The sequence below is a fragment of the Pseudomonas morbosilactucae genome, from assembly GCF_023241665.1.
In the GTDB taxonomy this organism is placed as follows: Bacteria; Pseudomonadota; Gammaproteobacteria; order Pseudomonadales; family Pseudomonadaceae; genus Aquipseudomonas; species Aquipseudomonas morbosilactucae.
Genome location: NZ_JALQCX010000005.1, coordinates 152,282 through 176,816 on the forward strand (window position 1 = coordinate 152,282; position 24,535 = coordinate 176,816).

Annotated in this window: 19 protein-coding genes and 2 pseudogenes; 13 read left to right on the plus strand and 8 right to left on the minus strand. The window is 63.4% G+C overall.

Annotation, left to right across the window (positions count from 1 at the left end; all coding sequences use genetic code 11):
• Positions 1 to 10 precede the first annotated feature (10 nt).
• Positions 11 to 736: an oligogalacturonate-specific porin KdgM family protein gene (locus tag M1B35_RS02695; RefSeq protein WP_268261146.1), complete on the minus strand. Its 726-nt coding sequence runs from the start codon at positions 734 to 736 to the stop codon at positions 11 to 13.
• Positions 737 to 1,098: 362 nt separating this feature from the next.
• On the opposite strand from M1B35_RS02695, the gene M1B35_RS02700 reads away from it, so the two are divergent.
• The 12 genes and pseudogenes from M1B35_RS02700 to M1B35_RS02750 all read left to right on the plus strand — a co-directional run bounded on the left by M1B35_RS02700 (position 1,099) and on the right by M1B35_RS02750 (position 14,399).
• Complete coding sequence (locus M1B35_RS02700; protein WP_123327975.1) at positions 1,099 to 2,253, plus strand: mandelate racemase family protein; 1,155 nt, start codon at positions 1,099 to 1,101, stop codon at positions 2,251 to 2,253.
• 72 nt (positions 2,254 to 2,325) lie between these two features.
• A complete protein-coding gene (locus M1B35_RS02705; RefSeq protein ID WP_268261147.1) occupies positions 2,326 to 3,936 on the plus strand; it encodes an ABC transporter substrate-binding protein in 1,611 nt (536 codons plus the stop codon).
• Between the two features lie 68 nt (positions 3,937 to 4,004).
• Positions 4,005 to 5,042, plus strand: coding sequence for an ABC transporter permease (locus M1B35_RS02710; RefSeq protein WP_123327973.1), 1,038 nt, complete (start codon positions 4,005 to 4,007; stop codon positions 5,040 to 5,042).
• Positions 5,043 to 5,092: 50 nt separating this feature from the next.
• Positions 5,093 to 6,703, plus strand: coding sequence for an ABC transporter substrate-binding protein (locus M1B35_RS02715; RefSeq protein WP_268261148.1), 1,611 nt, complete (start codon positions 5,093 to 5,095; stop codon positions 6,701 to 6,703).
• A 62-nt stretch (positions 6,704 to 6,765) separates the two neighbouring features.
• Positions 6,766 to 7,683 carry an ABC transporter permease gene (locus tag M1B35_RS02720; RefSeq protein WP_123327971.1) on the plus strand — a complete coding sequence of 306 codons (918 nt, stop codon included), beginning with the start codon at positions 6,766 to 6,768 and terminating at the stop codon, positions 7,681 to 7,683.
• Positions 7,684 to 7,694: 11 nt separating this feature from the next.
• Complete coding sequence (locus M1B35_RS02725) at positions 7,695 to 8,534, plus strand: ABC transporter ATP-binding protein (RefSeq protein ID WP_123327970.1); 840 nt, start codon at positions 7,695 to 7,697, stop codon at positions 8,532 to 8,534.
• 10 nt (positions 8,535 to 8,544) lie between these two features.
• Entirely contained in the window at positions 8,545 to 9,321 is a 777-nt protein-coding gene (locus M1B35_RS02730; RefSeq protein WP_123327969.1) for an ABC transporter ATP-binding protein, read from the plus strand.
• A gap of 195 nt (positions 9,322 to 9,516) precedes the next feature.
• On the plus strand, positions 9,517 to 10,428 hold the full coding sequence (kdgD, locus tag M1B35_RS02735; RefSeq protein ID WP_123327968.1) for a 5-dehydro-4-deoxyglucarate dehydratase: 912 nt from the start codon (positions 9,517 to 9,519) through the stop codon (positions 10,426 to 10,428).
• 183 nt (positions 10,429 to 10,611) lie between these two features.
• Positions 10,612 to 11,058, plus strand: a pseudogene (locus M1B35_RS32085) (cache domain-containing protein); the annotation flags it as partial.
• A 366-nt stretch (positions 11,059 to 11,424) separates the two neighbouring features.
• Positions 11,425 to 12,129, plus strand: coding sequence for a methyl-accepting chemotaxis protein (locus M1B35_RS32090; protein WP_425273382.1), 705 nt, complete (start codon positions 11,425 to 11,427; stop codon positions 12,127 to 12,129).
• 26 nt (positions 12,130 to 12,155) lie between these two features.
• Entirely contained in the window at positions 12,156 to 12,524 is a 369-nt protein-coding gene (locus tag M1B35_RS02745) for a 5-carboxymethyl-2-hydroxymuconate Delta-isomerase (protein WP_123327966.1), read from the plus strand.
• Between the two features lie 54 nt (positions 12,525 to 12,578).
• Positions 12,579 to 14,399: a glycoside hydrolase family 28 protein gene (locus M1B35_RS02750; RefSeq protein ID WP_268261150.1), complete on the plus strand. Its 1,821-nt coding sequence runs from the start codon at positions 12,579 to 12,581 to the stop codon at positions 14,397 to 14,399.
• A gap of 69 nt (positions 14,400 to 14,468) precedes the next feature.
• Here M1B35_RS02750 and M1B35_RS02755 read toward each other — a convergent pair whose 3' ends face one another.
• The 7 genes and pseudogenes from M1B35_RS02755 to M1B35_RS02780 form a co-directional block, all read right to left on the minus strand.
• On the minus strand, positions 14,469 to 16,166 hold the full coding sequence (locus M1B35_RS02755; protein WP_268261151.1) for an ABC transporter ATP-binding protein/permease: 1,698 nt from the start codon (positions 16,164 to 16,166) through the stop codon (positions 14,469 to 14,471).
• Positions 16,163 to 18,946: a M16 family metallopeptidase gene (locus M1B35_RS02760; protein WP_268261152.1), complete on the minus strand. Its 2,784-nt coding sequence runs from the start codon at positions 18,944 to 18,946 to the stop codon at positions 16,163 to 16,165. Before M1B35_RS02760 ends, M1B35_RS02755 begins: the two co-directional genes overlap by 4 nt.
• Positions 18,947 to 19,016: 70 nt before the next feature.
• Entirely contained in the window at positions 19,017 to 21,956 is a 2,940-nt protein-coding gene (locus M1B35_RS02765) for a TonB-dependent receptor plug domain-containing protein (RefSeq protein WP_268261153.1), read from the minus strand.
• A 271-nt stretch (positions 21,957 to 22,227) separates the two neighbouring features.
• Positions 22,228 to 22,986, minus strand: a complete 759-nt coding sequence (locus M1B35_RS02770; protein ID WP_268261154.1) for a FecR family protein — start codon at positions 22,984 to 22,986, stop codon at positions 22,228 to 22,230.
• 86 nt (positions 22,987 to 23,072) lie between these two features.
• Positions 23,073 to 23,273, minus strand: a pseudogene (locus M1B35_RS32095) (FecR/PupR family sigma factor regulator); the annotation flags it as partial.
• A complete protein-coding gene (locus M1B35_RS02775; protein ID WP_268261155.1) occupies positions 23,266 to 23,772 on the minus strand; it encodes a sigma-70 family RNA polymerase sigma factor in 507 nt (168 codons plus the stop codon). The gene M1B35_RS02775 and the pseudogene M1B35_RS32095, both read right to left, overlap by 8 nt.
• A 116-nt stretch (positions 23,773 to 23,888) precedes the next feature.
• Positions 23,889 to 24,110: a hypothetical protein gene (locus M1B35_RS02780; protein WP_268261156.1), complete on the minus strand. Its 222-nt coding sequence runs from the start codon at positions 24,108 to 24,110 to the stop codon at positions 23,889 to 23,891.
• A gap of 90 nt (positions 24,111 to 24,200) precedes the next feature.
• Between M1B35_RS02780 and M1B35_RS02785 the strand changes: the two genes are divergently transcribed.
• A complete protein-coding gene (locus tag M1B35_RS02785) occupies positions 24,201 to 24,521 on the plus strand; it encodes a hypothetical protein (protein ID WP_268261157.1) in 321 nt (106 codons plus the stop codon).
• Positions 24,522 to 24,535: the final 14 nt, after the last annotated feature.

Here is a 24,535-nt window from a genome sequence, read left to right on the forward strand (position 1 = left end):
AGATCGGCACTTACATGAAGTTGTACTGGATCCCCAGACGCCAGCGCGCCTGACGGTCGTCGGTGGTGGAGCTGACTTTTACATCACCGATTTCCATGAACGGGACCCATTCCTTGGTCAGTTTGTATTTCACGATCATGTTCTGTTCGTAGTCGCTCTTTTTGTTGTCGTAGCGGATGTAGTCGGTCTTGAAGTAGATGTACTGGTATTCAAGAGCCCACTTGCTGGCGGGGGTGTAACCCAGCCAACCTTCAAAACGGTTGGTGTTTTGGTTGTCCTTGCCACGATCAGGTACATCTTCATTGATCTGGTCACGATCAAGTTTCTTCGCGTCCAGACGATAGCGGGTCGCGACGTAGAACGTGTCGTTGATCTTGTAGTTGTACTTGAGGCCGAACTTGTAGCTGGTGGAGTCTTTCGAGCTGTCCATCTGGAACGCGGGGGTCAGCGTCGACTGAGGGCTCAGCTTGTAGTTGTAACTGACGGTGAATTCGTGGCCGTTGTTGACCATGTTGTCGTAGGCAACGTCTTCACGGTCACCGGCAGTGCGGTATTTCATTTCCGCTTCAAAGCCCAGGCCGCTATCCATGCGATAGCCCAACTTGATTCGGTCAGCGTGAGCGCTGTCCTCTTCAGTGAACTGGTGGCGGTAGTTGATGTTGGCGGAATCGGCGTTGGCGTAGACAGACAAGCCGAGGGTCGCAACGGTAACGAGGGTGCGTAGTGTGGTGTTCATGCGATCTTCTTTTATTGTTTTTGTTGGGTTCGTTTGAAGAGTGCTACTGGCAGTAGAAGGTGTTGCAGGAGGCTCCATAGGGTGGGTTTAGATATACGTTATCGTACGACATTCTAGGTGTCTACGAATTATTCGCATGGTTGTGTGATCTCTTTTCGCAACCGCTCAAGAACGAGGCTTTGCTGCAAATTCGCTGGCGTGATTACTTGAAATAGGCCGCTTTTATGGGCTGAAATGCGGGTTTTAGGCGGGGAAACAAAGGTGTTATTTGGGATCTTTTCAAGCGTTGTACGATGACGTATGATCGATCCAACACAGGCGACCCTCCTGCCACAAATCCAATAAGAAGGCTCAAGACGTCCATGAGAATTACAGCAGTCAACGTCCAGGTGTTTTCCTATCCCACCCGCCGCGCAGTGGACAGCGCTGGCCATGCCCACCCCGGTGATGTGACCCAGGCCAAGATGGCCCTGCTGCGCATCCAGACCGAAGACGGCAACGAAGGTTATGCCTTCGGCGCTCCTGAACTGATCCGTCCTTATGTGCTTGATGGTTTTGTACGCAAGGTGCTGGTAGGGCAGAACGCTTTCGATCGCGAAAAAATCTGGCACGACCTGGTGCACTGGCAGCGTGGTAGCGCCAGCCAGCTCACCGACCGTGCCCTGGCCCTGGTCGAACAGGCCCTGTGGGACTGGGCCGGGCGCAAGCTGAATGTGCCGGTACACAAGCTGATCGGTGGTTTCCGCGACAAGGTCCCGGCTTACGGTTCGACCATGTGCGGCGACGAGCTGCCGGGCGGCCTGGCGACACCGGAAGACTACGGTCGTTTTGCCGAAACCCTGGTCAAGCGTGGCTACAAGGCGATCAAGCTGCACACTTGGATGCCGCCGGTATCCTTCGCGCCAAGCCCGCGCATCGACGTCAAAGCCTGCGCCGCCGTGCGTGAAGCGGTCGGCCCGGACATCGCCCTGATGCTCGACGGCTACCACTGGTACAACCGCACCGACGCTCTCTACATCGGCCGTGAGCTGGAGAAGCTCGACTTCGCCTGGTTCGAAGAACCGATGATGGAAGACTCTGCCGAATCCTACGCCTGGCTCGCGGGCCAGTTGGACATCCCGGTCCTGGGCCCGGAAACCCTGGCTGGCAAGCACCTGAGCCGTGCCAGCTGGGTGAAGAACGATGTCTGCGACATCCTGCGTGCCGGTGTGGCCGGTGTCGGCGGTATCGCCCCGTGCCTGAAAGTCGCGCACATGGCCGAATCCTTCGGCATGGATTGCGAGATCCACGGCAACGGCGCGGCCAACCTGGCAGTGGTCGGCGCGATCAAGAACTGCACCTGGTACGAGCGCGGCCTGTTGCACCCGTACCTGGATTACGACGAAGTCCCGGCCTACCTCAAGCGTCTGGTCGACCCGATGGACAACGACGGTTTCGTCCACCTGTCCGACTTGCCGGGCCTGGGCGAAGAAATTGATTTCGAGTTCATCGAGACCAATACGCTCAACAGCTTCTGATTTGTGTCCGGGCGTCCCGGCCCATGCCGGGTCGCCCGAGAGCCCTATAAATATAAGAAAGGCACTCTCACTATGAGCATTCTCCCCTCGCTTTGGGCGCGGGTATTTGCGGCTACGCTGGCGATCACCGCCGTGCCTGCCGTCTATGCCAAAACCCCGGCCGACCAACTGATCGTCGGCATGAGCATGATCAACCTGTTGTCCCTGGATCCTGCTGCCGCTACCGGGCTGGATGTCTCGGAGATCAACGCCAACCTCTACGACATGCTGCTGGTGCAGGACGTGGCCCAGCCCGATCGCCTGGTGCCGGCCCTGGCCGAACGCTGGGAAGTCAGCGAAGACCGCAAGACCCTGACTTTCCACCTGCGCTCCGGCGTGAAGTTCCAGTCCGGCAACCCACTGAGTGCCGAAGACGTGGCCTGGTCGCTGCAACGGGTGCTCAAGCTCAACCTGGCCCTGGCCTCGACCTGGAAGGCCTACGGTTTCAGCGCCGACAACGTCGAAAGCACCATGCGCGCCACCGACGCCAACACCTTTGTCATCGAGCTGCCACGGCCCACCGACCCGATGCTGGTGCTCAATACCCTGGCGACGTCGCCCAGCGCCTTCGTCCTCGATCGCAAGAAAGTCCTGGAAAACCAGAAGAACAATGACCTGGGGGCCGCCTGGCTGGTGACCCACGCCGCCGGCAGCGGGGCCTTCGTGCTCAACGACTGGCGCGCCAACGACGTGATCCTCATGACCCGTTTCGACGGCTACTGGGGCGGCCCGGCCAAGCTCAAGCGCATCGTCATGCGCAACATGACCGAGTCCCAATCCCTGCGCCTGATGATCGAACGCGGCGACCTGGACATCGCCAAAGGCATGTCCGCGCCTGATATCGAAGCCCTGCAAAGCAGCGACAAAGTCCGCACCCAGACCCTACAGCGCGGCACCCTCTACTACGTCGCCCTGAGCGTCAAACAGCCGATGTTCGCCGACGCCCGTGTGCGCAAGGCCGTGCGTTCGCTGATCGACTACCAGGGCATCAACCAGACTGTGATGCCGCACTACGGGCTGATCAACCAGCGCCCGCTGCCCCTGGGCCTGCCGGCGCGCCTGCCCGACCCGGGCTACCGCCTGAACGTCGAGGAAGCCAAGAAGCTGTTGGCCGAAGCCGGTTACCCCAACGGCTTCAAGACCACCATCCGCGTGCTGGCCGAACCGCCGTTCATCAACATCGCCTCCAACCTGCAGTCGACCCTGGCCCAGGCCGGGATCCAGGCCAGCATCATCACCGGCACCGGCAACCAGATTTACGGCGCCATGCGTGAACGCAGCTTCGACATCATCGTCGGCCGTGGCGGTGGCGGGGCAGAGCGCCATCCGCACTCCAGCCTGCGCACCCTGGTGTACAACCCGGACAACCGCGACGAAGCCAAGCTGAGCAACTTCCAGGGCTGGCGTACCTCGTTCTACAGCCCCGAGTTGAACCAGCTGATCGAGAGCGCCGAAGTCGAGCCGGACGCAGCCAAGCAACTGGCCGACTACCGCAAGATCCAGGAACAGCTCGATCAACAAGTGGGCGCCATCCTGCCGGTCTCGCAGATGACCGACACGGTGCTGATCTACGGCGATGTCGTCGACTATCAGGGCCACACCGCCGCCACCACTCGCTACAAAGACGTCTACAAAAAGCGCTGACAGGACGGCGTGGGGCTTCGGCCCCGCGCCCCTGGATGCAGCGGTGACCGATTGATCAGGAGTTCACTATGTTTGTTTCGACTGCCTCCGTATTGGGGGCCCGCGCTTCCAATACCGCCCGGCGTGCCAGCACGGTCCTGGTGACCTTGCTTGGCCTGCTGGCACTGACCTTCGTCATTGGTCGGGTCATGCCGCTGGATCCCGTGCTGGCGGTGGTCGGGCCAGACGCCGACAGCTCCACCTACGACCAGGTGTACCGGGCCATGGGCCTGGACAAGCCGATCTGGACCCAGTTCGGCCTGTACCTCAATGACTTGCTGCACGGTAACTTTGGCAACGCCCTGTTGACCGGCCACCCGGTACTCGACGACATCCGTCGCGTGTTCCCGGCGACCATCGAGCTGGCCACCCTGGCCATTCTCTTCGGCGTGCTGATCGGCCTGCCACTGGGCGTCTGCGCGGCCAGCAACCAGGGCCGCCTGGGCGACCATGTGGCCCGGGTCATCACCCTGTTTGGCTACTCCACACCGATTTTCTGGCTGGGCATGATGGGCCTGCTGGTGTTCTACGCCTGGCTCGGCTGGGCCGGTGGCGCCGGCCGCATCGACCTGGCCTACGACGGCATGGTCCCCGACGTGACCGGCCTGCTGCTGATCGACTCGGCCCTGGCCGGGGACTGGGAAGCCTTCACCAGTGCCCTGCGCCATATCGTCCTGCCGGCGCTGATCCTGGGCCTCAACTCGGTGGCCTACATCAGCCGCATGACCCGCAGCTTCATGCTGGAACAGCTGTCCCAGGAATACATCATCACCGCCCGGGTCAAGGGCTTGTCCCGCCGCCAGGTGGTCTGGGGCCATGCCTTCCGCAACATCCTCGTGCAACTGCTGACAGTGGTGGCCCTGGCCTACGGCTCCCTGCTCGAAGGCGCGGTATTGATCGAGACGGTCTTCGCTTGGCCCGGTTTCGGCCAGTACCTGACCAGCAGCCTGATGCTCGGCGACATGAACGCCGTGATGGGTTGCGTGCTGGTGATCGGCTTGATTTTTGTCGCCCTGAACCTGATCAGCGACGCCCTGTACAAGGTGTTCGACCCACGGACCCGCTAATTCGCAACCCCAGCTGCCGAACCGATAAAACTATAAAAAAGGACGCTCGAATGAAGACTGCTTTTACCAAACTGCACCTCAGCCTGTTGGCCGCTGTCCTGACCCTGGGTCCGATGGCGGCGGTGCAGGCCAAGACACCCGCCGACCAACTGATCGTCGGCATGAGCATGGTCAACCTGTTCTCCATCGACCCGGCCAACGCCCCGGGCCTGGATGCGTCCGGGGTCAACGCCAACCTCTACGACACCCTGATCAAGCGCGACAACGGTAGCCCGGAAAAACACCTGCCTCAATTGGCCGAACGCTGGGAGATCAGCGAAGACGGCAAGCAAGTGACTTTCCACCTGCGCCAGGACGTGAAGTTCCACTCCGGCAATCCGCTGACCGCTGAAGACGTGGCCTGGTCGCTGTACCGGGTGATGAAGCTCAACTTCGGCTTGGCCACCACCTGGAAGGCTTACGGCTACAGCGTCGACAACATCCAGTCGCTGATCCGCGCCACCGACACCCACACCCTGACCATCGACCTGCCGCAAGTCATGGACCCGCTGCTGCTGGTGGACTCCCTGGCCATTTCCCCTAGCGCCGTGGTGGTGGACCGCAAGACGGCCCTGGCCCACGAGAAGAATGGCGACCTGGGCGCCGGCTGGCTGGTGACCAACGAAGCCGGCAGCGGGCCGTTCGTGCTGACCAAATGGAGCGCCAACGATTCCCTGCTGCTGACCCGCTTCGACGGCTACTGGGGCGGCGCGGCCAAGCTCAAGCGTGTGGTGGTGCGGCACATGACCGAATCCCAGTCCCTGCGCCTGATGCTGGAGCGCGGCGACCTTGACCTGGCCTATGGCATGGCCGCACCGGACATCCGTGCCATCGACGGCTCGGAAAAAATCCAGGTGCAGTCCCTGCAGCGCGGCACCATGTACTACGTGGCCATGAGCATGAAGCAGCCTGAGTTCGCCAAGCCCAAGGTCCGCGAGGCGGTGCGCAACCTGATCGACTACAAGGGCTTGGATGAGCAGGTCATGCCGTACTACGGCAAGCTCAACCAGCAGCCGATGCAGCTGAGCCTGGAAGCCCGCCTGCCGGACCCGGGTTATCACATGGACGTGGCCAAGGCCAAGAAGCTGCTGGCCGAAGCCGGCTACCCGGAAGGCTTCACTACCACCATCCGCACCTTGTCCGAGCCGCCGTTCATCGACATCGCCGCGCGCTTGCAATCGACCCTCGCCGAAGGCGGGATCAAGGCCAGCATCGTCACCGGCACCGGCAACCAAGTGTACGGCGCCATGCGTGCGCGCAACTTCGAGATCATCGTCGCTCGCGGCGCCGAACGTTACCCGCACCCGTACTTCAGCCTGCGGACCTTTGCCTACAACCCCAACAACAGCGACGACGCCGGCTTGCCGAACTTCCAGGGCTGGCGCGCCTCGTTCTTCAGCCCGGAACTCAACACCCTGATCGACAAGGTTGGTGTGGAGCGTGACGGTGACAAGCGCCTGAGCATGTACCACCAGGCGCAGAAGCTCTACGACCAGCAGGTCGGCCCGATCATGATGATTTCCCAGATGACCGACACCGTGGTCAGCGCTGCCGACGTTAAAGGCTTCGACGGCGATGACGCCGAAGCCACCCGTTACCTGGGCGTCTACAAGCAACGCTGAGTGCCGCCTGGCGCGCCTGTTGGCGCGCCGGGTGATCCTGATTTCAAATCGAGAACATGCCGATGATTGCCAACATGTCTTCTACCGACACCACCGCCAAGCGCCAGGCCGATCGTACCCCCGGCTCCAGCTTCGATGCCTTGTGCAAGAGCGGCCTGCGGGTCCTGCGCCACTTGTTGCGTAACCCCATGACCCTGGCCGGGCTGCTGGTCGCGGTGCTGTTGATCGTGGTGGCGGCGTTCGCCCCGTGGATCGCCACCCATGACCCGGTGGTGCAGAACCTGGCCAATGCCCTGCAGGCACCCGGCGCCGCCCACTGGTTCGGCACCGATGAGTACGGCCGCGACATCTTCAGCCGGCTGGTCTATGGCTCGCGCATCACCCTCTACATCATTGCCCTGGTCACCGTGATCGTCGGCCCCATCGGGCTGTTTATCGGCACCGTCTCGGGCTACTACGGCGGCATTGTCGACACGGTGTTCATGCGCCTGACCGACATCTTCATTTCTTTCCCCAGCCTGGTGCTGGCGCTGGCGTTCATCGCCGCCCTCGGCCCTGGCCTGGAGCATGCGGTGGTGGCCATTGCGCTGACCTCCTGGCCGCCCATCGCCCGTCTGGCGCGGGCGGAAACCCTGTCCCTGCGCAAGGCCGACTTCGTGGTCGCGGTCGAACTGCAAGGCGCGTCCTCGGCGCGGATCATCCTGCGCCACATCGTGCCCATGTGCCTGTCGTCGGTGATCATCCGCCTGACCATGAACATGGCCGGCATCATCCTCACCGCCGCCGCCCTGGGCTTCCTCGGCCTGGGTGCCCAGGCGCCGCTGCCGGAGTGGGGCGCGATGATTTCCACAGGCCGTCGCTACATGCTCGAGTGCTGGTGGCTGGTAGCCGTTCCAGGCGCTGCGATCATGTTGGTCAGCCTGGCTTTCAACCTGTTGGGCGATGGCCTGCGGGACATCCTCGATCCGCGTAGCGAGTAACCGGAGGCTTTATGTCTGCCATCAAATTGAATGTCGAAGGCCTCAATGTGCGCTTCGTCAACGGTCAGAAAGAAACCCACGCAGTGCGTGATGTGTCCTTCACCCTGGGTCGGGAAAAGCTCGCCATCGTCGGCGAGTCCGGCTCGGGCAAGTCCACGGTCGGTCGCAGCTTGCTGAAGCTGCACCCGGCCAGCGCCAAGATCACCGCCAAGGCCATGCAGTTCGGTGACATCGACCTGCTTTCGGCCGGTGAAAAGGCCATGCAGAAGATTCGCGGCCAGCGCATCTCGATGATCATGCAAGACCCGAAATACTCGCTGAACCCGGTGGTCAAGGTCGGCGACCAGATCGCCGAAGCCTACCTGGCCCACCACAAGGCCAGCCGCAGCGATGCCCGCGAGCGGGTCATGGAAATGCTCGAAAAAGTGCATATCCGCGATCCGAAACGGGTCTACAACCTGTACCCCCATGAAGTCTCCGGCGGCATGGGCCAGCGCATCATGATCGCCATGATGGTCATCACCCGCCCGGAAGTGATCATCGCCGATGAGCCGACCTCGGCCCTCGACGTGTCTGTGCGCCAGCAGGTGCTCAGCGTGCTTGAAGAGCTGGTGGAGCAGCAGGAACTGGGGCTGATCTTCGTCAGCCACGACCTCAACCTGGTGCGCAACTACTGCGACCGGGTGCTGGTGATGTACGCCGGGCGGGTGGTGGAATCCCTCGCGGCCTGCGACCTGCAACACGCCCAACATCCCTATACCCGTGGCCTGCTGGCCGCGCTGCCGAGCATGGACAACCGCCGCGAGCGCCTGCCGGTGCTGCAGCGCGATCCACTCTGGCTGACTTCCTGAGGAACCGACCATGCCCATGATCCAAGCACACGCGCTGAACCTCAGCTTCGGCGCCGGCCCGGCCCTCAACCAGGTGCTGCACGATGTCAGCCTGAGCGTCGCCGACGGCGAATCCTTCGGCCTGGTGGGGGAGTCCGGTTCGGGCAAGACCACCGTGCTGCGCTGCCTGGCCGGGCAGTACCGGCACTGGAGCGGCGAGCTGAGCATTGCCGGCGCGCCCCTGCAGCACAAGATTCCCAAGGAACACTTTCGCAAGGTGCAGATGGTCTTCCAGGACCCCTACGGTTCCCTGCACCCGCGCCACACCATCGACACCGCCTTGCGCGAGCCGCTGATCATCCACGGCATCCAGGACAAGGACGACCGGATCAACGAAATCCTGCTCAAGGTCGGCCTCAACGACAGTTTCCGCTACCGCTACCCGCACCAGTTGTCCGGTGGCCAGCGCCAGCGCGTAGCGATTGCCCGGGCGCTGATCCTCGAACCGCGGGTCTTGCTGCTGGATGAGCCGACCTCGGCCCTGGACGTGTCGGTGCAGGCGGAGATCCTCAACCTGCTGGCGGACCTGCGCCAACGCGAGAAGCTCACTTACCTGATGGTGACCCACGACCTGGGCGTGGTGACTCACCTGTGTGACCGGGTGGCGGTGATGCAGCAGGGCAAGATCGTCGAGTTGCTGGACAGCCAGGCGCTGAGCCAGAACCTGGCCGCCCACGCCTATACCAAGATGCTGGTGCAGGCCAGCCGCGACTTCAGCCAAGAGTCCGAGCGTAAGCTCGCTAGCTAAGTCATCGTACAACTATGGCTGTTATGGGCCGCCTGTAAGGGGCTCGTAACGCAAGCCAGCCCCAGTATTACCTGATTACTTAACCTTTGTGCACCAAAAAAGCACATTGAGCATGGCCCTCTTCAAAGTTTAGTTGTACGATGACGTACCTCTTAAGGTATCTCCTCTCACTTTTCGGCTCGAGGTTTGCGAACCATGACTCCACAAGAATTAAAATCCGTCCTGTCTTCCGGCTTGCTGTCGTTCCCCATCACCGACTTTGACGCGGCGGGGGATTTCCGCGCCGACACCTACGCCCGTCGTCTCGAGTGGCTGGCCCCTTACGGCGCCAGCGCACTGTTCGCCGCCGGCGGCACCGGGGAGTTCTTCTCCCTGGAGCGCGACGAATACACCCAGATCATCAAGACGGCGGTCGACACCTGCAAAGGCCAGGTGCCAATCCTCGCCGGTGCCGGCGGCCCGACTCGCCAGGCCATCGCCTACGCTCAGGAAGCCGAGCGTCTGGGCGCAGCGGGCATCCTGCTGATGCCGCACTACCTCACCGAAGCCAGCCAGAAAGGCCTGGTGGCCCACGTTGAGCAGGTGTGCAAGTCGGTGGACTTCGGCGTGGTGGTGTACAACCGCAACCTCTGCCGCCTCGACGCCGACAGCCTGGAAGTGCTGGCTGAACGCTGCCCGAACCTGATCGGCTTCAAGGACGGCATCGGTGAGGTTGAATCCATGGTCTCGATCCGTCGTCGCCTGGGTGATCGCCTGACCTACCTCGGCGGTCTGCCGACGGCCGAAGTCTATGCCGCGGCCTACAAGGCCCTGGGCGTGCCGGTCTACTCCTCGGCGGTGTTCAACTTCATCCCCAAGACCGCCATGGACTTCTACCGTGCCGTGGCCGCCGACGACCACGCCACCGTGGGCCGTCTGATCGACGATTTCTTCCTGCCGTACCTGGCCATCCGCAACCGTTGCGAAGGCTATGGCGTGAGCATCGTCAAGGCCGGTGCACGCCTGGTGGGCCACGACGCCGGCCCGGTACGGGCGCCACTGACCGACCTGTTGCCCGATGAAATGGAACAACTGGACGTACTGATCAAAGCCCTGGGCGCTCAGTAAGCCCGATGCCTGCGGCGCTCCCTGGAGCGCCGCAGACGTTTCCGGGATCAGGGGATGAGCCAGGTACAACGCAACAGGAAGGCGTTAATGAAGCTTCATCATCGACTCACGCTTATGGTCTTTTGCACCGTGCTTGGCCTGCTGTTGGTGGCCGGGTTCGGCTTGAGCGCGCTGCGCTCGAACATGTTGGAAAACAAGCGCGGCGAGATCTACACCGTGCTCAATCTGGCCGCGCAGCAAGTGGCTTATTACCAGGCGCAGGAACAGCGTGGGACCCTCACTCGCGAGGCCGCCCAGGCCAAGGCCATCGAAGCCTTGTCCAGCCTGCGTGACGGCAAGAAAGCCTACCTTTGGGCCCGCACCGTGGATGCCCTGGGCCTGGTCCACCCCAACCCCGAGGTGATCGGCAAGGTGGATGTCGGCGTGACCCTGCCCGACGGCCGGACCAAGTGGCAGGGCTACCTGGATGGCCTGAAAAACACCCATTTCGCCTATTTCGACGACTTGGCCAAATACCCGGGCGCCGAGCAACCGGTGCCCAAGATCAATGGCATCACCAAGATTGACGGTTGGAACTGGCTAGTGGGTTTCGGCATTTTTGTCGATGACATCGATGCCGCATTCTGGCGTCTGGCCTGGCAGTTCCTTGGGGTCGGGCTGTTGGTGGTGCTGGTCACCACGGCGCTGGCGCTGAGCATGTCCCGCAGCATTTACCGCAGCCTGGGGGGCGAGCCGGCCTACGCCACCGAAGTGGCCCGGGCGATTGCCGCCGGTGACCTGAGCCGGCCGGTGCTCGGGCGCTTTGGCCCGCAAAGCCTGCTGGCGGCCGTGGCGACCATGCAGACCAGCCTGCGCGAGATGATTGTCGGTATCCAGAACGGCTCCGGCCTGCTGGGTGAAGCGGCCACCGGTCTCACCGGGCAAATGCTGAGGATCGACAGCGCTTCCCAGCAAACCTCCGAAGCCACCACCGCCACCGCAGCCGCCATCGAACAGATGTCGGTGACCATCGACCACATCTCCTTCAGCGCCCGCGAGACCGAAACCAACTCCGCGCGCTCGGCGCAATTGGCCGCCGACGGCGAGCAATTGGTGCACCAGGCGGCGGGGGCCATCCAGCAGGTATCGACTCAGGTCGAAGACGCCTCGGTGCGCATCGCCGGGCTGGTCAAGCGCACCCATGAAATCGACGGCATCGCCAGCGCCATCAGCGACATCGCCAGCCAGACCAACTTGCTGGCGCTCAACGCGGCCATCGAGGCGGCGCGGGCCGGGGAGCAGGGGCGAGGGTTTGCAGTGGTGGCCGACGAGGTTCGGCAACTGGCCCAGCGCACCGCCCTGGCGACGCAGGACATCACCCGCATGATCAGCTCGATCCAGATCGACACCGGCTCGGTGGTCGAGGGCATGACCGCCGTCACCCCGCAGGTGGCGATTGGCGTGGCCCTGGCCGAACAGGCCGCCGGTGCGCTGCGAGAGATCAACAGCGGCGCCTCACTGACCCTGGTCCAAGTACGGGAAGTGGCCAGCTCCACGGCCGAGCAAAGCCAGGCCAGCGCCAGCGTCGCGCAGAACATCGAAAGCATTGCCAACCGCGTTGAAGAGTCCGCCAGTTCGGTGCGCGCGGCCCACGGCAATGTGCATTCCCTGGAGCGCCTGGCGGATGAGCTGCGTGAATCCGTGGCCCGCTTTCGCCTTTGACACCGACCCATTGAAGGAACCCAGCCATGCCCCATTGCATCATCGATTGCCCCAATACCCTGGCCGCACGGGTCGGCGAGCAGACCCTGCTGGCCGCCGTTCACGATGCCCTGGACGCCTTCGGCGTGTTCAAGCCGGGCGACATCAAGGTGCGCCTGAACGGCTTCACCCATTACCGCTGCGGCGCGACCCAGGATGATTTTGTCCACGTCGCGCTCTACCTGTTCAGTGGCCGCAGCGCCGAGCAACAACGCAGCCTCGCTTCGGCCACCCTGGCCGCCCTGGTAGCCTTGCTGCCGGACGTCGAGGCCCTGTCCATGGATGTGAGGGAAATGCCGCGCGAGACCTTCGTCAACCGCAGCCAATACCTCGAAGAGGCCGGGCTCTCGGCCTGAACCTTCGGGTTCAGCCGTCCCGGCGTGATGACTGGCAAAAACAAGGAAAACAAGATGCCGTATCAAAACCCTGATGTCGCTCTGCCTAAACACCCCTTGGCCCGTTCAGTGGTGGCTGCCCTGGCCTTGGGCTGCAGCCTGCCGTTGTGGGCCCTGGAAGCCCCGACCAAGGTGCAGGTGCCGACCCTGGCCTTCGATGATCAGCAGATCATCCTGGTCTGGGAAAAACCCGCCGACCACGCCGCGATCAAGGATTATCGGGTCTACGTCAACGGCACCCTGCTGGGCAGCGCCAATGGCAACAACGACGCCGTGTCGCCGGCCAAGCCCTACATCAATCATTTCTACGAGCAGGACAAGGCCAACTTCCACTACCGCATCGGCATCCACAGCTACACCGCCCAAGGCCTCAAGCCGGACACCGAGTACCGCTTCACCGTGCGTTCGGTGGACGGCAACGGCAAGGAGTCCGCCGACAGCCCGGTGGTGGTGCAACGCACCACCAAGGTCCCGGCGTTGTTCGATGTGAAGAAGTACGGCGCCAAGGGCGATGGCAGCAGCCTCGATACCGTGGCGATCCAGAACGCCATCGACGCCTGCACCGCCGGCTGCAAAGTGCTGCTGCCCAAGGGCACGTACAAAAGCGGCTCGCTCTACCTCAAGAGCAACATGACCCTGGAAATCGCCGAGGGCGCGACCCTGCTCGGCTCCGAGCGTGCCGAGGACTACCCGCTGGCGGGCTACATCCAGTACCCGTACTCGACCACCGTGCGCCCGGCCTCGCTGATCAACGCCTTGCCGCGCGACCCGAAACAACACCAGAAATTCGAGAACATCCGCATCGTCGGCAAGGGCACCATCGACGGCAACGGCTGGAAACGCCAGGCCGACGTCAAGGATGAACTGGGCCGCTCGCTGCCGTTCTACCTGCCCAGCGACAACACCCGCTACATGCAGGACGGCATCCTGGCCAAGGCCCAGGTCGAGCAAGCCGTGGCCCGCGGGGTGAACGTCAAGGACGCCTACGGCCAGATGCGCTCCTCGCTGATCACCCTGCGTGACGTGAAGAATGTGTTCTACGGAGGCTTCACTGTGCTCAACCCGGCGTACCACGGGATCATGAACCTGGAAACCGAAAACGTGGTCATGGCCAACACCACCCACAAGACCTACGACGCCAACAACGGCGATGGCATCGAATTCGCCAACAGTAAGGGCGCGATGGTCTTCAACAACTTCTTCGATACCGGGGATGACTGCGTCAACTTCGCCGCCGGCACCGGCGCCGAAGCGGTGAAACAGAAGCCCCAGGAAGACGCGTGGATCTTCAACAACTTCTTCCGTAAGGGCCACGGTATGGTCGTCGCCGGCAGCCACACTGGCGCCTGGATCCAGAACATCCTGGCGGAAGACAACGTTTCCGACGGCACCGACGCCGGCCTGCGCATGAAGAGCACCAACTTCATGGATGGCGGCGCGCGTAACGTCACCTTCCGCGACTCGGCGATCCGCAACACCGTCAAGCAAGCGTTCATCTTCACCCTCGACTACAACGACCCCAACGCCAAACTCGACTACCAGCGCTCCACCGTACCCGGCCAGTTCCGGGACATCCGGGTCAGCGACGTGACAGTGGAAAGCGCCAAAGTGTCGGCCATCGAGGTCAAGGGTGACAGCGCCCACGGTGCCTACCACCAGGGCCTGGACTTCCAGCGCGTACGCTTTATCGGCCCGGCCAAGGCCAAGATCGACGGCCTGAAAGACTCCAGCTTCAACCACATCACCTTCACCCAGCATGGCAGCGACAACCCCTGGCAAATCAGCGGTAGCCAGGGCTTGACGTTCACCGACGTGGAACCGGCGCCGCAGCCTTAAACCTCTGCACCGTTAAAGCAAAAGGGCCTGTCGAGTGATCGACAGGCCCTTTTTGTTTCGCTCTTCAACTCAGGCTGGCTGCAACTGTGGCGGCGGTGTTGTGGCATTCGCCTGGTGCGCGTGCAGCGCCAGGGTGTGTTCGAACAGGTGCTGCACCCCGGGCTGGTGGCTGATGCCGATCACCCGGCACGCCGGTAGGCGGTGGCGGATCAGGTTGAGCATGTGCTGGGCCGAATGTTCGTCCAGTTGGCTGGTGGCCTCGTCCAGGTACAGGGTGTCCGGGCAATACAGCAGGGCCCGGGCAAAGGCCAGGCGCTGTTGTTCGCCGCCGGACAGTTCACGGGCCCATTCGGCGTCCCGTTGCAGCTTGTCTTTGAGCCAGCCCAGGCCGACATCGTCCAGGGCCTGTTCCAGCGCGGGCTGCTCAGGCACATCCAGGGCCGGGTAGGCCAGCAATCGATCCAGGCGACCGCTGGCGATGTAGGCCTTTTGCGGCAACAGCAGGCTGGTACCCGGTGGCAACTGCCAGTGCCCGCGATGGAACGGCCAGACCCCGCCCAGGGTGCGCAGCAGGGTGGACTTGCCCAGGCCGCTGGGCCCGGCCAGACGCAGCCATTGCCCGGCGTCCAGGCGCAGGTCGATGTCCTTGAGCAGCACCTGCTGGTCCGGCAACAACACCGACGCCCCGCGCAGTTCCAGGGTGTCGCCGCTGACCGGGTGCGGGCGCTGCTGGTGGGCCTGGTCCAGGGCTTTCTTGAACTGGCCCAGGCGTTCCACCGTGGCGCTCCAGTCCATGATCAGGCGGTAGGCGCTGATGAACCAACTGAGGGATTTTTGCACCGCACCAAAGGCGCTGCGGATCTGCATCAGGCCGCCCAGGGTGATGGTCTTGGCGAGGAACGCCGGCAAGGCGGCGAACACCGGGATGATCAGGCTCAGCCGGTCATAGCTGACCACGAAGAAGTTCAGGTCGCGCTCGCGGTTCATCAGGGCCCGCCAGTTCTCGGCGATACGCTCGAAGCGCGCCTTGAGCTGGCGCTCTTCCAGGGCTTCGCCGCGGTACAGGGCGATCTGCTCGGCGTTGTCGCGCTTGCGCAGCAGGTCGGCCCGCAGGTTGGCCTCGCGGTGCTGTTCTTCGTAGCTCAGGCGGTGCAGGGGGTTGCCGATCCAGTGGGTCACGCCGGTGCCGATCAGGGTGTAGAGCACGGCGATCCACACCAGGTAACCGTCCAGGGTCAGGCTGTAGCCCCAGAGGCTGAAGGTCTGGGTGCCCGAGAGCTGCCAGAGGATGCCGAGAAAGGCCCCGGCCTGGGCGAAGTTGCTGATAAAGGACACCAGCAGGTTGAGGCTGCTGACCACCAGCAGCCTGATGTCCTCGGCGATGCGCTGGTCGGGGTTGTCCGGCTCGCCACTGTGGCCCATGCGGTAGAAGGCGTGGTCGTCGAGCCAGCGGCCGATCATCTGCTCGGTCATGCTCTGGCGCCAGCGCAGCACCAGGGCCTTGTGCAGCCAGTCCTTGTACACCGCGATCAGCACGAACAGCGCGAGGTACATCACGTACTGGCCCATCAGGCGATACAGGGCGTCGGTGTTGAACTCGCCGAGGGTGTCGTAGAAGGTCTTGCTCCAGCTGTTGATCCAGACGTTGATCTGCACAATCAGCAAGCCCATGCCCAGCACGCTGGCCAGCAGCAGCCAGGCCACCCACTGCCGACGACTGCGCCAGAACGGCGAGGCCAGCTGGATAAAGGTGCGCAGGGTGTTCATGGTTGCGCCTCAGGGGCCGGCAGCAGGCGTTGCTGGCGCAGGTTGGCGGGGTTCCACACGACCTTGGCCAGGGCTTTGAGGGCCGGCAGTTGCAGGGCCTGGGGCAGGTGCTGTTGCTGGCTCAGGTAACGCGGGTCGGCGTAGGCACGCTCACTGAGGATCAGGCGATGCAGCTGGGTCTGCGGGTCGTCGCGGCGCAGTTTTTCCTGGCTCTCGAAGGCTTTGCGCAGGGGCGCGATACGTTGCTCATCCAGGCGCTGGGGCAGTTCGGCGAAGACCTTGCGCGCCAACTGCCAGAGTTCATCCTGGCGCCGTGGGTCGGTGGTGAATGCCAGGCGGCTTTCGATGCGCTGCTGGTCCTGGCTCAGTTCCGTCTCGAAGCTCAGCTTGTAGACGCCACTGGCTTCACTGCGCAGTTGGGCCTTGAGGTCTTCCGCCAGCAGCTTGCCGAGCAGTGAGACCCCGGCGGCATCGGCCGGGCTCCAGGGGTGCTGGCTGAAGCTGAAGCTGGTCAGGCTGGCCCGGGGTTCCAGGGCGATGGCCAGGGTTTGCTGGCGGGGGCCGGGCAGGGCCTGGGTCAGAGGCGCCGAGAGTGCCGGCCCGCGCGGGATGCCTGCCAGTTCCTGGCTGACCCAAGCCCGCAGGCGCTCGGCATCCAGGTCCGCCATCACGTAGTAGGTCACTGGGCTGCGGCTTATGCGTTGCCACTGTTCGAGCAGGTCTTCGCTGCTGACCTGGGTCAGTTGCTCCGGCGTTGGGGTGATGCTCGGCTGCGGGGCAAAACGCAGCTCGCTCAAGGCCTGGCCCTGGCGGCTGCTGATGCTGTCGGTCTGCCGCGCCAGGCTATCGGCCAGGCTGTTGAGGCTCTCTTCCACGGCTTCCTGGCTGATGCTGGCCTGGCTCTGCCAACTGCGGTACAGGCCCAGCAGTTGCGGCAGTTGCTCCACGGCGCTCTGGCCGCTGAAGGTCAGGCGCTGGGCCTGGCTGTCCAGGCTCAATTGCACGCCGTGGGTGCTGCGCCAGCGGGTCAGTTGGGCTTCGCTCCAGCCCGGCGGGGTGCTTTGGCCCACCAGTTGGGCGGCGGCCTGGGCCTGCCAGGGGATCAGGCCCTGGGCCAGGTAGCCGGCCCCCGAGTCGATGCGCAACTGGGCCTTGCCGTCGGCGCCCGGGCGCTTGAGCCAGACCAGGCGGTCGCCGTTGCTCAGTTGCCAGTGCTCCACCTGCTCGGCGTCGAAGCGCTGGGTGGCGACGACCTGGCCGCTGTTGGGTGCAGGGCTCAAGGTGGGCAGGTCGGCGTTTTGCTTGATGATCGGCAGGGCCACCGCCAGGTCCTGTTGCTGCCAGTGCTGGATGGACGCCTCGACGTGTTCCCGGCTCGGCAATTGCACCGGCGTCAGGCCCGGTGCCTGGTATTGCAGGACGCGGTCCTGCTGGTCGGTCCAGCGGATAAAGTGTTGGTTGAGGTCTTCCACCTGGATGCTGTCCAGCAACTCCAGGGTGTTGCGGGCGATGGTGCTCGGGCGCAGCACTTGGTGCTGCTGCAGGGAGGCGTCGTTCAGGCGCCGTACCCAGTCGGCAAAGTCGCGGTCATCGCCCTTGTCCAGCATGCGCTGGGCGATGCCGCGCAGGCTGTCCTTCTGTTCCTGCAAGTGCTGGGGGTTGAAACCGTGCTGGCGCAGGCGGGCGATCTCTTCCAGCAGCCGTTGCAGGCCTTGCTCGTGGCCGCTGGCGCCGACCCCGGCGCCAATGGCGAGGACCGTGGACTGCTGGCCGATCTGGTGTTTCTGCACCGTCAGGCTGCGCACCGCAGAGTGCTCCTGGCGAGCCTGGCGGCCCAGCTGTTGTTGGACCAGGCCCAGGGTCAGGCGTGCGATCAGGCGCTCCCGGGCGGCGGCCGCGTCCTGGCCGCGGGCGTCCGGCTCCTGGAAGCGGAACATCAGCGCCACGTTGCTGCCGCCGCTCTGGCTGTCTTGCAACTGGATGATCTTCAATTGCCGATCGAGGGGCAGGTCAAGGTAGTCCCGGGCTGGCGAGCGGGTGGCCGGAAGCGAGCCGAACCAGTGTTCGATGCGCTGGGCCAGGGCTTTGGGGTCGACGTCGCCGACGATGATCAGGCGCATGTTGCTGGCCTGGTACCAGTCCTGATGGAAGCGCTTGAGGCTCTCCAGTTGGGCGTTCTCGATGCCTTGCTGGCTGCCGATGGGCGGGTGGCCGACGTAACGCGAGCCGGCGCGCTGGGCGTCACGGCGCTGCTCGTTCATGCGTTGCGCCACACCCAGGCCGCCGCGCCACTCTTCGAGCACGATGGGCCGTTCCCGGGCCAGGTCGGCGGCGTTGAAATCCGCCGGGCCGGCGATGGTCGCCAGCACTTGCAGGCTCAGCTCCAGTTGCTGGTTGCCGGCGGCGGGGCTGAGCAAGTACTGGGTGCGGTCGTTGCTGGTCACCGCGTTGAAATTCATCCCCTGTTTCCAACCGGCACCGAGCAAGGTCTGGCGCACCGTGCCGGGCAACTGGCCGCGTTGATAGAAGGCCATGTGTTCCAGCAAGTGGGCGTTGCCAATCTGCTCCGGGCTCTCATCCACTGAACCGGCCTGCACCAGCAGGCGCATGTCTACCCGGCCCTTGACCGCCGGATCGGCCAGCAACCAGTATTCGAAGCCGTTGGCCAGGGTGCCGCGTTGCAGGCGGTCGTCCCACTGGAAGGAAGTGCGCGGCGTGTGCGAGGCGCACGCCGTCAGCAACAGCAGGCCGAGCAGGCCGGTGAAGAGGTTCTTGGACATAAGGGTCTCGGGCTAATCACACAAAGGGTTGGGGCTGACTTATGGTTGTCAGCTCTGCAAAGGCGTCGGGTCAGAAGCGGTAGCCGACCTCCAGCCAGTACTGGCGGCCGATTTCATAACTGGTGCTGCCGCTGTAGCTGACGATGGGCGAGACCTTGTCCATGACGTTGGTCACGTCCACGGCGACGAACATGGCCTGTTCGTCGGCGGTGGGCAGTTCCCAGTAGAGCCGGGTGTCCCAGGTCGGCGCGGCTTTCACCGTGGCGGCTTCGTAGACGTCGTATTCGGTGAGGTAACCGTTGGTGGGCAGGATGGTGGTGTCGCCGGTGTTGACGATCTGCTTGTAGGCGCCGCGGTAGCGGAAGAAGTTGCTCCAGGTCAGGTGCAGCGCTGGGACCTCGGTGATGGTGGTCAGGCGGGCGGTCCAGGGGCGGTTGAAATCCCCGGATGGCAGGTCGCTGTAGGCGGTGACCTTGCCGTCGTAAAGCACATCGGTGTCATCCACTTCCGTGGCCGACAGGGTGTCCTGGTAGTCGGAGTGGGTGCTGCGGGTGCGGTTCCAGTCGAAGGCTGCCTGCATCGAGGTCGTGGTCCCCAGACCGGTCAGGCGCCAGTCGGGGCTGATGGTCAGGGTGATGTTGTCGCTCTCGCTGCGGCCCAGGTTGGAGTAGGTGTAGTAGTTGGCGACGGTGCCGCTGCCGTCGCCATCGGCCAGGTCGAGGTTGCGTGCCCGGGAACGCACCACCTGGTCGCGGCCTTCGCGATGGATGTACTTGAGGTCGAAGGTGGTGTCGAGAAAGCGCTGGCTAATGCCCAGCATCACTTCGTCGTCGTAGGGGATGTCCAATTGGCGGAACGAGTTTTCGTCGACGCCGTAGTTCACCCAATCACCGAACACGGGAATGTTGGTGGCACCCGAAACCGCGCGGCTACGGCGCCAGCGCAGGGACTCTCGGCCATCGGCCAGGCGATAGATGAACAGGTTGCGCCCGTAGTAACGGTTGAGGCCGCCGGTCAGCACCGTGGAGCGGTCGGCAAACACGTCGTACTCGGCAGAGAAGCGCGGCGCCAGGGTCTTTTTGTCCATGTAGTCGTCGCCGTCAAAACGCAGGCCCGGGCGCAGGGTCAGCTTGCCCAGCTGGATCTCGTCCTGAGCGAACAGGGCGTACTTGCGCTCCGTCAGCTCAATGCTTCCCTCGCGGTAGTAGTTGAGCATGCGCAGGTACTGGCGAACCGGCGTCCCCACGGCGTTAGTACTGATCGAGCAGTACTCCGAGTCCAGGCCGCCACCGACGGTGTTACAGGTCTGGGTGCCGGTGTAGTTGGTGCTCACTACGGTGGTGGCGGTCCAGGCATCTTCGGGACGTTCGTAGGTAGCGGTCTGCTGGGACAGCTCCAGCCCGGTCTGCAGCTTGTGGGTGATGCCAAAGGTGGTGACTGGCAGCCAGTCGGCCTTGAGGCTGTAGGTGCCTCCGACCTGAGTCTGGTTCAGGTCGCCCATGCCCCCTTCGTTACTGGTGGCGGCCGCACTGAGTGCGCCGTTACGGGTCGGGTTGCCCCAGTTCTTGTCCTGAGACCAGCGCCACGTCTTGTAAACGTTGGCGTCGGACGCACGTGAGCTTTCCAGGTTGGTATAGGCCAGCTTGTGGGTATAGGTGGCCTGGTCGCCGAGCCAGATGGCCTGGAACGAACCCTGGTAGCCGCCTTGATGGATCTGCATGCCGGAGTCGCGTGCGTTGTCGCGGTAATACTGACCTTCCTGGGGCGCGTGCATCAGGCTTATGCGGGTTTCCAGGCGCTCGTTGGGGTTCCAGAACGCCTTGAGCACGAAGTTGTCGATCTGCCTTTTTTGATCGCGCTTTTCTGAGTCGGCCGCACTGTTGAACCCATTGTCATAGGCGTTCAACGGGATCAGCGAGGTCTTGCGCGAGAAGTTGGCCATCAAGCCGAAATTTTCGGTGAGATGGCCTTCGACCGTGGCCTTGTAGGTGAACTTCTCGAAGTTTGGCTGGTTCTGCGAGTTGGTCGATTGCTCGAAGGCGGTGCGTTGATCATCGGCGATATGGAAGTTGGTCCAGGCCGAGCGGGTCATGCTCATGGACACCTTGCCGTGCAGGTCTTCGGTGGGGCGGCGGGTGATGGCGTCTACCACGCCACCGTTGAACCCCCCGAATTCAGCCGGCACGTTGCTGTCGTAGACCTTTACCGATTCCAGCTGGTCGGCATCCAGGGCAATGCCGTGGGAACGACTGGGCAGGCCTTCCTGGCTGTTGTAGTCGTTCCAGGTATGGCTGCCGGGGTCCAGGTCGTTGTTGATGCTGATCCCGTCGATCATGAAGTTGTTCTGGTAGTACTTGGCGCCGTTGATGCTGATGTCCGCCGGGTCGATTTCCCCGGCGGTGTTGGAGCTTTTCTGATCGGCGCTGAACTTCACGCTGGGGTGCATCTGCAGCAGCGTGGTGATGTCACCGTTGGCCCCGGGGAAGGCTTCGATGGCCTTGCGGTCGATCACCGTCTGGCCCATGTAGCTGGCCTCGGGTGGGGTGCCGAGGACCACGATGTTTTCCGTGACCATGACCTCGCTGGTGCTTTGGCGGCTGGCCTCGGTCTCGGGGATTTCTTCCAGGGTCAGGGTGTCGGCCGCCGGGTTCAGGCGCCAGCGCACGCCGCTGCCGTGCAGCAGGTCGATCAGCGCGCTCTGGGCTGAGAGCTGGCCGTGGGCGCCAAGGGATTCACGGTTGCGCAGCAGGGCGCTGTCGGTGCTGATCTGGATCCCGGCCTGCTGGCCGAAAGCGATCAGCGCGCCAGCCAGGGGCTGGGCCGGGATGTCGAACGTGAAGCGTTGTTCCAGGCGCTGGCTGACCGGGACCACGGCGCTGGTTTCGGCCGCTTGCAGCGAGGTACTCAACAACACGCCGGCCAGGCCGACGGCCCCCAGTTGCAGGCTGATACGGCTGAACAAGGTGGAATCAGACGGCGAATTCAAAGACGCCGGCTTGGCAATGGTCATCCGAAACTACTCCCCAGAGCACCGCAAAAATGCGCACGCAAAACAGAATGAGAACGCATCTCAAATGCGTCGTAGGCAAATGACGCAGTGCTTCAGGAAATTTTCAGAAAATAGGCAAAATAATTTTCTGCCCGGCTCGGAGTTCGCAGAGGGAAGGGGCGTTTGTAAGGGGAAGACGCCGCTCAGATGGCCCGGTAGAGCGGTTCGAGAGGTGTCACGGCGAGGCTTGGCCCTCGCCGTTCAGGGTGGTTTGGCGTGAGGCCCTAGAGGCTTAGGGGCGCGAAACAATCCACAGGTAGGCGCTGGTCACCTTGAGCTGGCCGCCGTGGGCCTGGACGATGGCGCGCAACGCGGCCTGGGGGTCGCGCAGGTCGTAGACGCCGGTGACGGTTTCCCCGGCCAGGGAGCTGTCCGGTAGCAGGATCAGGCCACGGTGATAGCGCCGCAGCTGTTCCACCAACTCGCCGATGCTCAGGTCGTTGGCGATCAGTTGCTGCTGGCGCCAACTGGCCACCTGGCTGGCTTGCAGGCGGCTGCGTTGCAAGGTGGCGGCCGTGTAGTCCAGGCGCACCTGGTCGCCGGCGCGCAGCGCAGTGTCCAGTTCCGGGGCATGCAAGCGCTGGTCGCTGAGCTTGACCGAACCATGGGTCACCGCCACCTGGGTGCGGTGGTCGTCGAGGCGCACATCGAAGGCGGTGCCGGTGACCCGCACTGCTGCGCTGCCGGCCTTGACGGTAAAGGGCCGGGCCGGGTCCGGGCGCACCTCGAAATACGCTTCGCCACGCAGCAGCTCGACATTGCGGGCGCCGCCATCGAAGTGATCGGCCAGGGCGCTGTCGCTGCCGAGGGTCACCAGGCTGCCGTCGCTGAGCTGGACCTGGCGAATTTCACCGACTTGGCTGCTGTAGTCCGCGCGCCATTGGGTGGTGGTGGGCAACACCGCCAGCACCAGGCTCGCGGCCAGGGCGGCACCGACCCAAGTGCGTCGGCGGCGGTTGGCCCGGGGCTTGGCCGGCGGGCTGAGCACCATGGGTTGTGGGGTCGCAGTCTGTCGGCCGACCACTGTTCGCTGAACTGCGGCGGCAGTTCGCCACTGAGGCGCCAGATGCGTTCGGCCTTGCGCCAGGCTTTGGCGTGGGCCGGGGATTCGGCCTGCCAGGCTTGGCAGGCGGCCAGCAGGGCGTTGTCCTGCGGGCGTTGTTGCACCCGTTCAAGCCAGTCCAGGGCGGTATTCCAGACGGGGTCCTGGGCGAGGGGAGCCTTCATTGGCACAGTGCGGTCCGTGGTGTCGGGGGGCGCCAGTGTCGCATCAGTCATCGTCTTCGCCCAGTTGTTCGGCGCAATGGGTGAGGGCGGTGCGCACCAGTTGATGGACCAGGCCGATGGAAATGCCCAGGTGATTGGCCACCTGCTGCAGGGTGCAGCCACCCAGGCGGTGCATCTCGAAGGCGATCCGTGTGCGTTCAGGCAACTGGGCCATGGCCGATTCCAATTGTCGCAGTTCATCCTGATGGTACAGCTGGTGTTCGGGGGATGGGGTGTCGGCGGGCAGGGTGGCCAGCAACTCGGCGCCATCCGCCTGGTATTTGTCGGTGTGCAGGCGCCGGGTCAGGTCCACGGCCAGGTTACGCACGATCCGATACAGGTACGCCACCGGCTGCTGGATCGGGCTGGCGTCGCGGCCGTCGAAACGCAACCAGGCATCCTGGACCACGTCCTCGGCTTGTGCGCGCCCGCCTACGATCGGCGCGGCGTAGTCCACCAACGCCTTGCGGTTGGCGAGGTAGATTTCCAGCTTGGTACCTGGCTCGGCCATGAAATGAATGAACGCTCTGAAAATGGAGCCAATGGGCAGCGGTTCGCGACTTTACTTTGATTGATAAGCATTATCAATTGAGTCGTTCCGGCGTGCGCTGAACGGCGTTCTCCATGTCAATCCAGTTGCTCGGGCTTGAGTTCGGGGTGCTGCCGGATGAGCGGGTTGAGAAAAGCCTCGATGATCTCGCCCATCACCTTGCCCGTCGCCAGCTTATAGGCCCTGGCCTGCCCGTCGTCGAGGTGCGGCAGGGTGTCTGCCAGGTGCTGGTCGGCCCGCTGCAAGATGTCGAGGTACAGATCCAATGTTGCTTGGGCGATCGCTTTATCCGGTACCATTTGCCCTCCAGAAAACCGCGGCTTGGGCTATAGACGCACGAGCACGGTTTTTTTTCAGAATAAAACTGCAAGTCCGGTGAATGGGGCCTGATGAACACTCGATGGTTGCGTGCATGGATGCTTGTCCCGGCCTTGGGTGTCGTGCTGTTGGGGGGCCTGACCCCTGTGCTGTCCAACGCCTGGCAGCTGTTGGTCGAGCGCTCCAATTTCATTCCGCCGGAGTCGTCGATCTGGACCTTCGAGCCCACGGTGATCAACCAGGGCTCCAGCAATTACTGGCTGTACGGTGAAGACCGGCAGCACTATTTCTATTTCTCCTACGCCCCTGAAACCCCCTACCGGCTGATCGGCAAAGACGCCCGTTGCCCGGGGTTCAATCCGCGGGAGGTGGCCACGTGGTGCACGCCGTGAGCCGAGGGGTTTTT